Annotated in this window: 10 protein-coding genes; 5 read left to right on the top strand and 5 right to left on the bottom strand. The window is 46.4% G+C overall.

Annotated elements, in window-relative coordinates:
* Positions 1-83: 83 nt before the first annotated feature.
* Complete coding sequence (locus tag OCV19_RS21405) at positions 84-1,070, bottom strand: LacI family DNA-binding transcriptional regulator (RefSeq protein ID WP_065675313.1); 987 nt, start codon at positions 1,068-1,070, stop codon at positions 84-86.
* 234 nt (positions 1,071-1,304) lie between these two features.
* On the opposite strand from OCV19_RS21405, the gene OCV19_RS21400 reads away from it, so the two are divergent.
* From OCV19_RS21400 to OCV19_RS21390, 3 genes are all read left to right on the top strand, one after another.
* Positions 1,305-2,744 (top strand): sucrose-specific PTS transporter subunit IIBC, encoded by a 1,440-nt coding sequence (locus tag OCV19_RS21400; RefSeq protein WP_065584829.1) that lies wholly within the window; start codon positions 1,305-1,307, stop codon positions 2,742-2,744.
* A gap of 163 nt (positions 2,745-2,907) precedes the next feature.
* Positions 2,908-3,867 (top strand): aminoimidazole riboside kinase, encoded by a 960-nt coding sequence (locus tag OCV19_RS21395; RefSeq protein WP_065675312.1) that lies wholly within the window; start codon positions 2,908-2,910, stop codon positions 3,865-3,867.
* Entirely contained in the window at positions 3,864-5,309 is a 1,446-nt protein-coding gene (locus OCV19_RS21390; RefSeq protein WP_065675311.1) for a sucrose-6-phosphate hydrolase, read from the top strand. The genes OCV19_RS21395 and OCV19_RS21390 overlap by 4 nt, the downstream gene beginning before the upstream one ends.
* A gap of 142 nt (positions 5,310-5,451) precedes the next feature.
* Here the strand turns inward: OCV19_RS21390 and OCV19_RS21385 are convergent, their stop codons facing one another.
* Both OCV19_RS21385 and OCV19_RS21380 read right to left on the bottom strand, forming a co-directional pair.
* A complete protein-coding gene (locus OCV19_RS21385) occupies positions 5,452-6,894 on the bottom strand; it encodes an AGE family epimerase/isomerase (protein ID WP_065675310.1) in 1,443 nt (480 codons plus the stop codon).
* A gap of 143 nt (positions 6,895-7,037) precedes the next feature.
* Positions 7,038-7,685, bottom strand: coding sequence for a glutathione S-transferase family protein (locus OCV19_RS21380; protein ID WP_065675309.1), 648 nt, complete (start codon positions 7,683-7,685; stop codon positions 7,038-7,040).
* A gap of 98 nt (positions 7,686-7,783) precedes the next feature.
* Between OCV19_RS21380 and OCV19_RS21375 the strand changes: the two genes are divergently transcribed.
* Entirely contained in the window at positions 7,784-8,635 is an 852-nt protein-coding gene (locus OCV19_RS21375; protein ID WP_065675308.1) for a LysR family transcriptional regulator, read from the top strand.
* On the opposite strand, the gene OCV19_RS21370 is transcribed toward OCV19_RS21375, so the two are convergent.
* Together OCV19_RS21370 and OCV19_RS21365 are read right to left on the bottom strand one after the other, a co-directional pair.
* A complete protein-coding gene (locus OCV19_RS21370; RefSeq protein ID WP_065675307.1) occupies positions 8,604-10,106 on the bottom strand; it encodes a cryptochrome/deoxyribodipyrimidine photo-lyase family protein in 1,503 nt (500 codons plus the stop codon). The two genes, OCV19_RS21375 and OCV19_RS21370, sit on opposite strands and share 32 nt — an antisense overlap.
* 109 nt (positions 10,107-10,215) lie before the next feature.
* On the bottom strand, positions 10,216-12,006 hold the full coding sequence (locus OCV19_RS21365) for a sigma-54-dependent Fis family transcriptional regulator (RefSeq protein ID WP_065675306.1): 1,791 nt from the start codon (positions 12,004-12,006) through the stop codon (positions 10,216-10,218).
* Between the two features lie 327 nt (positions 12,007-12,333).
* Between OCV19_RS21365 and exaC the strand changes: the two genes are divergently transcribed.
* On the top strand, positions 12,334-13,854 hold the full coding sequence (exaC, locus tag OCV19_RS21360; RefSeq protein WP_004732897.1) for an acetaldehyde dehydrogenase ExaC: 1,521 nt from the start codon (positions 12,334-12,336) through the stop codon (positions 13,852-13,854).
* Positions 13,855-13,977 lie beyond the last annotated feature (123 nt).

Genomic DNA, 13,977 nt, shown 5'->3' with positions numbered 1-13,977 from the left:
CATCACCAAATGCCAACCTTATCGTTTCAACTCGAAGGTTGGCATTTTTTATCTTGGGATAACCTGATCTCTGAAATAAATCGCTAGCAAGACTCTCGGTCAATAGTGGTGAAGGTCAACACCATCTTGCTCATTTCAAAGCCTTTTTTCTCAATACGGTCGAGTAGCAGCTTGGCTCCATTTTCTCCCGCTTTATCAAACGCATAGTTAAACGTAGACAGCGTTGGTGTGCATACTGAAGCAAGTTCATCATCACCCACGCCGAGTACCAAGACATCCTTTCCTGGAACGAGGCCCGCTTCTTGAATTGCTCTGATCGCACCAATTGCGATACGGTCAGTTGCGCAGAACAGGCCATCGAGCTCGGTGTGCTCTTTTAGAGACTGTTTAGCCAGTTGGTAACCTGACTCTATGGTGAAGTCGCCACGGGCGTGAAATTGCAGTGTGAGCTCGTTAAATTGAAGCGATTGAGCGAAGCCTTCCGATCTCATCTTATCAACCGCAATATCATCACCTTGCACACCGATGAATCCCATATGCTTACAAGCTTTCGCTATGAGGCGATTACCCGCTTCAAACCCTACGCGAGTGTCGTCGTGCACAATGCTTGGGATGTTAAACATTGACCCGTCTTGACCAACCAATACCACGGGTACGGCAGAGCTTTGAATCGCTTTGACTAATTGGTTGTCGAGGTGGGTCGCGTACAGGATGATGCCTTCAACACGCTTCTGGTTAAATATCTGAATATATTCAAGTTCTTTATGGTGTGTTTGGTGTGTGCTCGCTAATAATACATGCTTGCCCGCTTGCTCTAAGACGGCGGTTAAACCATCGACACCCTGAGAGGTGGCATGGGAAGAAACCCTAGGAACAATCACGCCAACCAGGTTGGTTTTTTGGGACTTTAAGTCTTTAGCGACTTGGTTTGGGAGATAGCCACACTCTTCAACCGCTTTACGCACCTTCACCTTGGTCGCGTCTTTTACGCCATACTCATCATTGATTACTCTTGAAACCGTCGACTTGGAAACTCCAGCGAGACGAGCGACATCATGAAGACTAGCCATTATTCATTATCCAATTGTAATTTTAGTTTTGGGATTGTTTGCAAACAGAGCATCAAATTTACCTGTTATTAGGGGATTTTAACCCTGTCTTCTTATCCTAGGGAGATAATTTGAAGATCATTCTCACACTATTGAGCAGTTATCTTTGATCATTTGTTATTTCTAGGCAAAAATTTGTTTTGCAAACGTTCCCGAAAATTCAAAAGCTCAAATGATAATCCAATGGGGTATGTAATGAATTATCCAAAAATAGCAAAAGAGCTGCTTTCTCTACTAGGTGGTAAAAGTAATATCACCGCACTCGCACACTGTGCGACTCGTCTGCGTCTTGCGGTTGCAGACCAAGATAAAATTGATGAACAGGCGATTGATAACCTAGAAGGGGTTAAGGGCCAGTTTAAAGTGGCAGGTCAATATCAGATCATCTTTGGCTCAGGCATTGTAAACCAAGTTTATGCTGAGTTGGCTAAGCTGACTGAAATGACGGAAATGTCGACCAACGATGTGGCGTCTGCAGGTGCTGACAACCAAAATATCCTGCAACGCGCGGTGAAAGGCCTGTCTGATATTTTTGTACCAATCATTCCGGCGATTGTTGCTGGTGGTTTGTTGATGGGTATCTACAACCTATTGACGGCTCAAGGCTTATTCATTGATGGCAAATCTCTAATCGACGCTAATCCGGGTTTGACCGACTTAGCAAACATGATCAATACATTTGCTAATGCTCCTTTTGTGTACTTACCTATTTTATTAGCATTTTCAGCGAGTAAGAAGTTTGGTGGTAACCCATACCTTGGCGCGGCTTTAGGTATGTTGATGGTTCACCCAGACTTGCTTAACGGCTGGGGCTTCGGTGGCGCATCAGTGTCGGGCAGCATTCCGGTTTGGAACATTTTAGGTTTCGAAATCGAGAAAGTAGGCTATCAAGGTTCAGTACTGCCTGTTCTTGTTTCTGCGTTTATTCTAGCGAAAGTTGAGCTTGGGCTGCGTAAAGTTATTCCTTCGGTTCTGGATAACTTGCTAACGCCGCTATTGGCGATTTTCATAACTGGTTTGTTAACATTCACGATTGTTGGTCCATTTACTCGTGATATCGGCTTCCTGCTTGGTGACGGCCTAAATTGGTTATACAACAGTGCTGGCTTCATTGGCGGTGCGGTGTTTGGTTTGATTTATGCGCCGTTTGTTATTACTGGTATGCACCATAGCTTTATCGCGATTGAAACTCAATTGCTTGCGGATATTGCAACAACTGGTGGTACGTTTATCTTCCCTATCGCGGCGATGTCTAACGTGTCACAAGGTGCAGCGGCACTGGCGGTTGGTTTCATGAGTAAAGATAAGAAAATGAAAGGTATCGCGATTCCTTCTGGTGTGACCGGTTTGCTTGGTATTACTGAGCCTGCAATGTTCGGTGTGAACTTGAAGCTTCGCTACCCATTCATTGCTGCGGTTTGTGCAGCTGCGGTTTCAAGCGCGTTTATCACTATGTTCAATGTGAAAGCACAAGCACTGGGTGCGGCGGGTATTCCTGGCATCATCTCAATATCGCCGGAAAAAATTGGTTACTACGTGGTAGGTATGATTATCGCGTTCGTGACTGCCTTTGCTCTGACCGTTGTTTTAGGTTTGCGTGAGAGCAGCAAGCAAAACATTAAAACAACAGCTTAACGTTTATCCCTAGAAGTGAAGCCCCCCTTTTCACTTCATTTCCTAAGCTTTGGGGTGCTAGCTAGGTGATTTGGCTTAGCTAGCCTTTTTATATTTTTACATGACAGCGTGAAGTTTCACCTTGCTTTCGGTTGTCATGATTTTCAGTTTTAAGGTAAGAAAGATGAATCAAGTTTGGGTAACTGGAGACGCCGTCGTCGACCTCATTCCGGAGTCTGACTCGACATTATTGAAATGTCCGGGCGGAGCTCCTGCTAATGTCGCAGTAGCGATTTCTCGCCTTTTAGGCAAAAGCGCATTTTTCGGCCGAGTGGGTAACGATCCGTTTGGCACTTTTATGGAAGTGACTCTGCAAAAGGAAGGTGTGAATACCGATCGCTTGGTGAAGGACCCTGAACAACGCACATCAACCGTGGTGGTTGATCTTGATGACCAAGGCGAGCGCAGTTTTACGTTCATGGTTAAACCAAGTGCCGACCAGTTTATGTCTGTTGCAGACATTCCCGAATTTAAGAAAAATGAGTGGCTACACGTCTGCTCAATCTCTTTGGCTAATGAACCAAGCCGAAGCAGCACCTTCGAAGCCATCCGACGCATGAAAGCCGTGGGCGGTTACATCAGCTTCGATCCAAACCTTCGTGATGAAGTGTGGCAAAACCCATCTGAAATTAAGTCTGTGGTCATGAAAGCGGTTGAGTTGGCGGATGTGGTTAAATTCTCAGAAGAAGAACTGGATTTCTTAACCGATTCAACTTCGATGGAACAAGGCTTGGCTAACATTGCAGATCTTAATAACACGCTTGTTTTGGTTACGCAGGGCGCGAAAGGCGTTTGGCGAGTATTTGAAAACCAAGGTGTGTTGATTTCAGGTCGCTCAGTGACGCCAGTGGATACCACGGGTGCAGGCGATGCTTTTGTTGGCGGTTTGCTTGCAAAGCTTTCTCAACATGAAGAGTGGAATAATCAACAAGTCGTCGATTCTGCAATTCAGTGGGCGAATGGGTGTGGTGCACTGGCGACCACGCAAAAAGGCGCAATGACCGCACTTCCAACGCAAGAAGCTCTTACTCAGTTTATTCAAAAAGACTCCTCAAATACGAATGCCGTAGAGGAGAGTGTATGAGTTTGAACTCGAACTGGACAGTAGAGCAAAGATATCGCCGTATAGATGATATTTCTCAAGAGAGTATTGATGCGATGGTAGAGCTTCGCAAACAAGACTCTGGCTATCCAAGCTACCATATTGCGCCTAAGTTTGGTCTGCTTAATGATCCGAATGGTCTGTGTTTCTTTAATGGTGAACACCACCTATTTTACCAATGGACGCCAGTTGGCCCAGTCCATGGTATGAAGTACTGGTACCACCTTTCTACCAAAGACTTCGTTAATTTCGAAGACCACGGCATAGGCCTACACCCGGACCAAGATTACGATTCTCACGGTGTTTATTCTGGTGGCGCATTGGTTGAAAACGGCAATGCACTGCTGTTCTTTACGGGTAATAAACGTGATGAAAACTGGCAACGAGTCCCAACTCAATGTTTTGCCAAGATGTCTGCTGACGGCAAAATAGAAAAGCACGGCGTGGTTATCGAAAACGATCACTACACCGAACATTTCCGCGACCCAAAAGTGTGGAAACAGGGCGACGATTATCTGATGGTTGTGGGTGCTCAAACGCCTCAAAATACTGGCTCTATGGCGCTATATTGCAGCCGAGACCTGATGAATTGGCTGCACAAAGGTCCAATTCAAACTCGTTACAACAACCTTGGCTATATGTGGGAATGCCCAGATTTCTTTGAAATAGAGAATCAGTCGGTGATGCTGTTTTCTCCACAAGGTGTGTCTAGCGAAAATCCATACGATTTCAAAAATATCTACTCGGTGGCTTATATCGTCGGTGACCGCCTAAATCTCGATTCGGTAGAACTGGAAAACCACCAAGATATTGCGCAGCCAGATTATGGCTTCGATTTCTATGCACCACAGACTTATTTAGATGATACAGGCCGCCGTATTCTGATTGCTTGGATTGGTCTGCCTGAGATTGATACACCATCTAATGAGCATCAGTGGGCGGGTATGTTGTCTTTACCACGCGAGCTTCACATCCAAGATGGCTATCTGGTGCAGTCGGCTTTACCTGAATTGAAAGCGTTGCAAGGCGACACGGTTGCGGTTGAGGGCGTTCTTGAGTTGGATACAACCAGCTTCATGGTTCAACTTGAAACGGAAACGGACGAGTTTGAATTAACGATTGCAAATGCTGCGGGCGATAACATCGTGTTCAGTGCTACAGAAAAGGAGTTCATGCTTGATCGCAGTAAGATGTCTCAGCTCTACGCGGAAGAGTTTGGCTCAGTGAGAAAAGCACCGAGGTTGAGCACCAAGCAAACCATCGAAGTTTATGTTGATAAGTCAGTGATCGAAATCTTCATCAATGGCGGTAAGCACACAATGACCAGCCGTTTCTTCATTAATGATTTAAGTATGCTGTCCATCAAAGGTGACGTAAAAACCGTTTATCATTCGATGAACCCAATTAAAGGGTTGGACAACTAACCTCCGCTTATCTCCATCAAGAAAGCCGCTGATCAACAGCGGCTTTTGTTTGGTCTGCGACATCACTATTGTGCTAACTCTTTGACCTTGTCCATTCCCCGTAGCCCTGAACCTCAAGTCCATTTAGAACAAACAACCAACGCTAAGGTCGAATGTTATTGAAACTGACTGTCTGCGTACCATCTCCAGTGTTTTCCAGCTTAACCACATCGCCTTGATAGTAATACGGTTCCATTGGCATCTCACTGTTGGTCGGCCTTGCGTAATGCAATACTGCTGGCTTTGCGTCAACTTGCTGAGCGAAAAAATAGCCAATCAGAGCATGTTCAAACTGGTGATAACCGTTGCCCCAATGGAAAGCTTTGGTTCGTTTTGGCTCAAGCCCGACACCGCCGTATTTATGGTCGACCCATACATCATGAAAGGTCGGTAAGGTGTATTGCAGGACGTCTTTCATTGAACCATCGACCAGCGAAACCGTCATGGCCGCTTGGTCGAGCTCTGCCCACTCCCATGATGAAGCCCAATTTGTGTTTGGTCTGCTTTGCCAGCCTGTAATCTCTTGTCCTTTCCACGCATTATGAAGTTCTTCGCCAAAATATTGGGATACGCTCATGAACTCTTTTTGGTATTGAGCTTGGGCTAAAGTGTGCTTCATCCCATTCATACCGAACTCTTTCCATTCGGAGTTATCCAGAGTTTGTCCCGTAAGGTAAGTCATCCAATACGCTTTGATGGTGTGCCCAAAATCGTTGTGATTAGCATTCGGCATCATCGCAGCTTTATCGTGAATTGCGCCGTAGAAGCGTTGTTCATCTTCAGAGTGGTAGTGCTCGACCATGGTTTGTGTCAGCCAACTTAGATCATCAAGCCATCTTGTCTTGATGGGCTCTTTTAGCAGGGGAGCGACTAACAGCATGTAACCGTTAATCTGATCAAGTTGCGCGACCAGTTCACGCTGTGTGGCTTTGCCATCTTCACCATCCGCAAGTACCCAAGCAAGACCGCTGTTGTCGCTAAGTCGATATTTATCAAAGATAAAAGCTTGTTGTGCGATGAGTGCTTCTTCTACCTTTTTGTCTTGGGTCAGGTAGTAGTACATGGCAAGGCCAACTAATGCATACGCTTGATCTTGAGCCGTTCGCTGTTGCCACTCCAATCCTGCTTTACCGTCTTTAGTGAAGCTGATGAAGCCGCCGTTTTGCTTATCTTCTAGCTGTTCAATGATGTAGTAGGCTCCTTGCTTGGCAAGCGCTAAAGCCTGCTTATCACCACTAAGGTGGTAGAGCACTCCATAGGCATAAGTTTGACGTGATTTCATCCGTGTGAACTCTTTGCCAAAGTGCGGCGTGATCCAGCCTTTGTTCAGTTCAGGGCACACATCATAAACATCGAGCAAGGTACCGTCATCACAGCGGAAAGTCGGGAAGTTGCCTACCGGTTCTCCTTGAGCGCTAGGCATTAACCAATAAGGTGCAAGCCCTTCAGTAGCATGATTGAGCCATTCTTCTCCAGAAGGAAGAGGGGCGTTGGCAGATACGGCGAAGCTAGTAACACTGAGTAATGCGATCGTTGCTCGTAACATGATGTTTATCTTAAATATTTGAATTTATATGAATATAAACAATCACATCTGCACATTGTGATTCGGTGATCACAATCGACCAAATTAATAAGGTTTAGATAAAAGCTCACAGACTAGTGAGCTTTGGAAGGGTGTCTTGTATTTTATACTGGCTCACCCGCCTCATCTTCTTCCACCACATCGGTTTCTAAGCTTGCCTCTGCCAGCCATTTTTGTATTGATGGGCTGTTAAGCACACGTTGTTGATACTGCGATGCTTTTTCTGAAAGCTTGATGCCATAGGTTTCTACGCGCAATGCCACAGGTGCAAACATCGCATCGGCAATCGACCATTCACCAAACAACCATCCTTCAGGGTATTGTTCCATTTGTGCTGACCATATTGCATCAATACGAGCGATGTCTTTTAGTGCTTCTTCACTGAGTGTGAGTTTTCGTTGTGCGCGGCAGTTCATCGGCATTTCATTTCTGATGGCAAAAAATCCAGAGTGCATTTCTGCGGAAATTGCTCGGGCATGGGCGCGTTCTTTCACTGAACTGGGCCATGCTGCACCGTTCAAGTGGGCGTCGTTAACGTATTCGAGAATGGCCAATGAATCCCACACTGCAACGTCACCATCAACTAGGGTTGGAACCTTAGCCGTTGGTGTCACTTTCGCCAGAGTGTCGTAGAAATCAGAGGTGAAAAGCTTGAGCTTGATGATTTCTGTATTCAGGTTGTAGTTGTCGAATATCAGCCATGCGCGCAGTGACCAAGTTGAGTAGTTCTGGTTTCCAATATAAAGCTGCATAGGGGCTTCCTTGCGTTTGGTGGGTACGCATTTGAGCTTAGGGGATTGTATTGCGGCGCACTAACAGATAATTTTGATGCAATACATTAATAAAAACGATGGGTGGTGATTTCAATATGGATATTGATGCTTTGCGAGGCTTTCTCGCGTTTGTAGAAACCAGTAGCTTTACTCGTGCTGCGAAACAGATCAATCGTACCCAATCGGCATTCAGTGCGCAGATGCGCAAATTGGAAGAAGAACTCAACGTGACTCTTTTCCAGAAAGAAGGACGTAATTTGATACTGACTGAAGCTGGCTTAGCGCTGCGTTCTCATGCCGAACAGTTAGTCGCCCTCCACAATACCGCGCTAAAGCAAGTAAAACGTTATGAGGACAAACAGCCTCTACGATTAGGTTGCCCTGAAGACTATAACGACAGCATCTTGCCGAAAGTGATTAAGCTGTTGCAAAACGCAGAACCTACGTGTTCCATTCAAGTATTTAGCTTGCCGAGCATTACGCTTAGAGAGTGGCTTGATGATGGTAGGCTTGATGCTGCGATCGTCACCCGAGCGCCCGATAGTGAAGAAGGGTACTGGCTCACTCATGATATCGGAGTATGGATAAGCAGCCCTGATTTTGTGTTCGATGATTCTAAACCAGTCCCATTAGCCTTGTTTCAGACCGATTGTAAGTATCACGCTGCAGCAGTGAATGGTTTAACTAAGCAGGGTACGCCTTATCAGTTATTGGCGTGTAGCAATACCGCATCGGCGCAGCGAGCAATTGTTAAAGCCGGATTAGCGATTGGCGCGATGGGCAAGCTGAGCGTGACTTCAGATTTGAAAATTCTTGATGATATGCCGCCGTTGCCTTCGGTCGATATTGTGTTGATCTTAGCGAGCAAACATCATCCAGTATTGGACAAAGAAGTGCTCAATCAACTTGTGGAGCTGGAGTCTGATTAGGCTTCTTCTTCGATGGCCTGACATGGCGAGCCAAAATACGGCTACGTTCTTGTTTTACCTCAGTCAGTTTTCGCCACGACCATAAACGCACCCGGGCTTCTTTGGCACTAGTGTCGAGATCGATAACTGGGTTTAGGTAAGGGGAATCCGGTTTGAGCTCATGCATCATCATTTCCATAGGCGTCATCTTCCAAGGCTCAAACAAAAGTGGAGTGGGTATGTCTGAAAGTTCTGGTACCCATTTACGGATGAAGTCTCCATCTGAATCGTGCTCTTGCGCTTGCTTTGTCGGATTGTAAATTCGGATAGTGTTGATCCCTGTTACCCCAGCTTGCATCTGAAACTGTGGGTAGTGAATACCAGGTTCAAAATCGAGAAACAGCTGCGCTAAGTGAGTGACGCCATCACGCCAGTCCATATTCATATGATGACTGAGAAAGCTCACCAGCATTGAGCGCATACGGAAATTAATATAGCCCGTATGATGCAGGCAGCGCATACAGGCGTCGACCAATGGCACGCCTGTTAATCCCGCCTTCCATGCCTCCAAACGTGTTGGATCTTTTACCGTTTCATTCTGCAATAACGTCTCGTAGGCGTGGTTGATGCAGCGAAATTCCATCTCGCATTCCGATTCAAACTTCTGCATGAAATGACAGTGCCAATGAAGCCTTGAAGAAAGGGCAATTAGGCTGCGACGAAACCCTGCAACTTGCCAGTGTCCCAACAGGTGTTGATAAACTTCACGCAGCGATATGTTGCCCCAAGCCAAATACGGAGATAGGCGAGTACAGGCATGGCGTGACGCTTCTGGGCTTGAGATACTGCGGTAGTAATCACGACCACGGCGTTCAAAGAAATCATGCAAAGTTGCCCAAGCCAGTACGCTACCGCCCGTTTGTATTCCGCTACTTTTGGTTAACCATGCTTGTGGAGGATTTATTGCCAAACCTACTTCTTCAGCATCAAGGGTATACAGCGACTCTGTGGTCAACTGGCTTTGTGCTATGGGAGCACGCATGACACTGTTCCAGTGCTTGTCCCAACCGATTCGATCTTTTGACCCTCTTACAACGGCGCCCTGTGCGAACTCTTGCCACTGGATGTTGTGCTCTTGAAACCAGTCAGATATTTGCTTGTCACGCTCAAAGGTGCAATTTAAGCCTATCTCTTGATGGGAGAATACATTTTGGATGTGATAGCGAGATTGGATCGCTTTGAAGCAGTCCATAGCACTGCCATAGAGTATTGAAACCTGATGTCCATGCTCTTTTAATGACTGGTTCATGCATTGCAGTGATTGCCAAACAAATCGCCAATGTCGCTCAGAATAATGGGCATTGTTTAACAGCATGGGTTCGAAAATATAGAGCAATATCGTTGGGTGTTTATCATATAAAGCGTGTAATAAAGCCGCGTGGTCGGTGAGTCTTAAATCTCGCTTTAGCCACACTATGTTGATTGTTTGCATCTGAGCCCTCGTTCGTTTTGAAGTACTACGAGTTAGATGGCGAAATGTCTCACTAGAAGTTAATTTATTTATTGATAACGAAAGGGCAAGCTAGGATCGTCCATGTTGTTTATTGGAGAATCCCCAAGCTCTTTAGCTTTCGATAAATGGTATTGCGGCTGATGCCGAGTATTCGAGATGTCTTGCTGATGTTGCCTTGGTTCGCTTGATACGTTTGCAACAAGGTTTCTTCAACGGTACTTCTTAAATCGTTATTCGTTGTGTCTTTGATGGTATTAGGAGTCGTCAGTTGATGCTGATTATCGTGTGCTAATGATGTCAGATGTTGAGCAAGGTGGCTGGGCACATGCTCGAGCGTGAGCTGGGGTTCATCACTCGCCAGTAAAGCGGCGACCTTGAGTAAGTTATCTAACTCGCGAATATTACCTGGCCAAGAATAGGCGCACAGTAAGCTCATTAAGTGCGGGCAGATTGTCTGTTCGTCTTCCGCGTACTTACTGTGAATGTGCTCGATTAAGGCGTGTTTGTCTTGTCGGTGTTGCAGGCTTGGCAGAGTAAAGGCCAAGCCATTCAGGCGGTAAAAGAGATCTTGTCGAAATTCCCCCGTAGCGACCAACTGTTCTAAGTTTTTATGAGTCGCGGCGATGATCTGACAATCGACTTGGTAGCTCTGATTTGAACCCACGGGCACCACGGATTTGTCTTGCAGAACATGCAGCAAGCGACACTGAGCCTCTAACGGCATGTCGGCGATTTCATCCAAAAATAGAATGCCCTTGTCTGCTTGACGGATCTTGCCTTGGAACCCTTTGTGGCTTGCGCCAGTAAACGCGCCCGGCGCGTAGCCAAACAGCTCAGATTCGATAAGATCTTTCGGCAGCGCACCGCAGTTCACCGCAACTAACGGTGACGATTTACGTTGGCTTTGCTTGTGTAACGCTTTAACAAACTCGCCTTTACCAACCCCTGTTTCGCCTAGGATTAATAGGCTGATCCCTTTATCGATAACCTTATTGGCCTGTTGCCAAGCGTGTTCTATTTGTTGTTCGCCATGGTGCAAATCACACGATGCCGAAATAGAGCGAGTGCGCTTTGCAGTTGCTTGTTTGAGGTGCTGTTTCTCAAACACAAAAGGCGTATCTAATGAGGTTCGGTTGAAGAGGGTATCTATGCATTCGCCGACGATCGAGGTTTGATCTAATAGTTGAGAAGCAACCTGATTGTGCGCCACAACCTCACCAGCTTCGTTGGCTATCACGATCCCTTGCCAACCGCTGTGCAGCAACGATTTCTCACATGCGAGGTCAATACGAGTGGTGCCTTGTGGGATGTGACTTAATAGCTGGTTTTCAACAAGCTGAACCATATTTTGAACTAGCAATTGGACGGAACTATCGTGTTGTTGCTGTTCGCTAGTAATGTCTAACACGCCAACCATCTGGCCTTGATGATCAAACACCGGGCTTGCTGAACAACTGATAAATCGATGCTGGTGGATGAAGTGCTGTTCGCCAATGATGGATACGGGCTTGGCTTCAACAATGGCGGTTCCAATCGCGTTGGTGCCTTTAAGTTGTTCCTGCCAACATGCCCCAGAGCTGAGTGCAATTGATGTCAGCTTCTCCTTAAACCGCTCCTGTCCCCAACTCGCCAGAATGACGCCCTCAATATCGGTCAAAATCAAACGACTGTCAGTGCGTGCAAACATCTGATTAAACAAAGGCAGCGCATTGCATTCGACGATGTTGATTAAGTCAGAAGATTGATGACGTCGCTGCTTAAGAATCGATTGAGGCAGGCGAATGTCTTCGGGAAGTCGTCTCTGTTTTAGACCCGCTTCTGTGCTGCGGTGCCAAGAGGACGAAAGCCAATCTGAGGTGTTTGCTTGTTGAAGGTGCATGACTGTTCCATGTCGTAACAGTGAGGGTGTACCAATTTGGAACAGTTGAACACTGGAGTGGTTTCCAGACGTCCGTTCAATGCCAACTCACTTTAGGTTGTAAACGTTTGGTAATCATAGTTTTACAATTTATTAACAACAAGTTTTGAAGTTCTGGCGTGTGATTTGCGTTGTTACTGTTGTGAAGAAAACACGAAGTATCAGTGTTTTAAACAGAAAGCATAAACATGGGCGTCTTGTCATGAGTTCTTTTCTCAAGAGGAGCCGCCTAAAAAATAAGACAGCTCTAGCTCAATAACGAATAACAAATCAAAGAAGGATCTAACTATGATTTACGCACAGCCGGGTAGTGATAACGCAGTGGTGAACTTTAAAGCACAATACGATAACTTTATCGGTGGCGAGTGGGTGAAGCCTGTCAGCGGCGAGTATTTTGATAACACTTCCCCAGTGAATGGTCAGGTGTATTGCCAAGTGGCACGCTCAACCGAGGCGGATATCAGCTTGGCACTCGATGCCGCGCATGCAGCTCGTGCAAGTTGGGCTGCGACCAGTGTGACAGAACGTTCGAACATCCTGCTTAAAATTGCCGATCGCATTGAAGCAAACCTGGAAGAAATCGCAGTCGCTGAGACGTGGGAAAACGGCAAGCCTGTACGTGAAACTCTCGCGGCAGATATTCCTTTGGTTGTCGATCACTTCCGTTATTTCGCGGGTTGTATTCGAGCGCAAGAAGGCAGCGCAGCTGAGCTCGATTCAAACACGGCAAGCTACCACTTCCCTGAGCCGATTGGTGTAGTAGGGCAGATCATTCCTTGGAACTTCCCGATTTTAATGGCGGCTTGGAAACTGGCACCAGCACTGGCAGCAGGCTGTTGTGTGGTGATGAAGCCAGCCGAGCAAACACCGACATCGATTTTGGTGATGATGGAGAAGATCGCTGATCTTCTGCCTGCTGGCGTGGTGAATATCGTGAATGGTTTTGGTAGCGAAGCAGGCCAAGCGTTAGCAACCAGTGATCGTTTGGCGAAGCTAGCCTTTACCGGTTCAACAGAGGTCGGCCACCATATCCTGAAATGTGCGGCTGAAAGCTTGATTCCATCAACGGTAGAGCTTGGCGGTAAGTCTCCAAACATCTACTTCCCAGACATCTTTAACCATGAAGACGAATACCTTGATAAGTGTGTCGAAGGCATGCTGCTTGCGTTCTTCAACCAAGGTGAAGTGTGTACCTGTCCATCACGCGTGTTGATTCATGAATCGGTATACGACAAGTTCATCGCCAAGGTGGTTGAGCGTGCTCAAACTATTAAACAAGGTAACCCGTTAGATACCGATACTCAGGTGGGCGCACAAGCTTCTAAAGAGCAGTTCGATAAGATCTTGAGCTACCTAGAAATCGGTCGTCAAGAAGGTGCGAAAGTGCTAACAGGTGGTGAAATCGCGCAGCAACCAGATGATCTCGGCAACGGTTACTACATTCAGCCAACCATGCTGGAAGGGCACAACAAGATGCGTGTATTCCAAGAAGAGATCTTTGGTCCTGTTATCGCGGTAACGACGTTTAAAGACGAAGCGGAAGCGTTAGAAATCGCCAATGACACCGAGTATGGCTTGGGTGCAGGCGTGTGGACGCGTGATGCAAACCTAGCGTATCGCATGGGGCGCAACATTGAAGCGGGGCGTATTTGGGTGAATTGTTACCATGCGTACCCTGCTCATGCGGCGTTTGGTGGTTACAAAAAATCGGGTATTGGCCGTGAGACACACAAGATGATGCTCGATCACTACCAAAATACTAAGAACCTGTTGATCAGCTACGATACTAATCCGTTGGGTTTCTTCTAATACAGGTTCGTTCTAAAAGTATGAGAATGAATCATGGGTACAAAGAATAACTAACAACGCAGTTGGCTTAATTAAGAAAAACAAAAAGTGAAAGCAAAACGCCCAATTCAATTGAGTTGGGCG

Source organism: Vibrio celticus (assembly GCF_024347335.1).
Lineage (GTDB): Bacteria > Pseudomonadota > Gammaproteobacteria > Enterobacterales > Vibrionaceae > Vibrio > Vibrio celticus.
The sequence above is the reverse complement of the archived record's forward strand: the minus strand, read 5'-3'. Positions and strand labels throughout refer to the sequence as shown.

Coding starts and splice junctions, on each gene's coding strand:
- OCV19_RS21405 (WP_065675313.1), bottom strand. CDS start 1,070: ATGGCTAGTCTTCATGATGTCGCTCGTCTCGCTGGAGTTTCCAAGTCG.
- OCV19_RS21400 (WP_065584829.1), top strand. CDS start 1,305: ATGAATTATCCAAAAATAGCAAAAGAGCTGCTTTCTCTACTAGGTGGT.
- OCV19_RS21395 (WP_065675312.1), top strand. CDS start 2,908: ATGAATCAAGTTTGGGTAACTGGAGACGCCGTCGTCGACCTCATTCCG.
- OCV19_RS21390 (WP_065675311.1), top strand. CDS start 3,864: ATGAGTTTGAACTCGAACTGGACAGTAGAGCAAAGATATCGCCGTATA.
- OCV19_RS21385 (WP_065675310.1), bottom strand. CDS start 6,894: ATGTTACGAGCAACGATCGCATTACTCAGTGTTACTAGCTTCGCCGTA.
- OCV19_RS21380 (WP_065675309.1), bottom strand. CDS start 7,685: ATGCAGCTTTATATTGGAAACCAGAACTACTCAACTTGGTCACTGCGC.
- OCV19_RS21375 (WP_065675308.1), top strand. CDS start 7,784: ATGGGTGGTGATTTCAATATGGATATTGATGCTTTGCGAGGCTTTCTC.
- OCV19_RS21370 (WP_065675307.1), bottom strand. CDS start 10,106: ATGCAAACAATCAACATAGTGTGGCTAAAGCGAGATTTAAGACTCACC.
- OCV19_RS21365 (WP_065675306.1), bottom strand. CDS start 12,006: ATGCACCTTCAACAAGCAAACACCTCAGATTGGCTTTCGTCCTCTTGG.
- exaC (WP_004732897.1), top strand. CDS start 12,334: ATGATTTACGCACAGCCGGGTAGTGATAACGCAGTGGTGAACTTTAAA.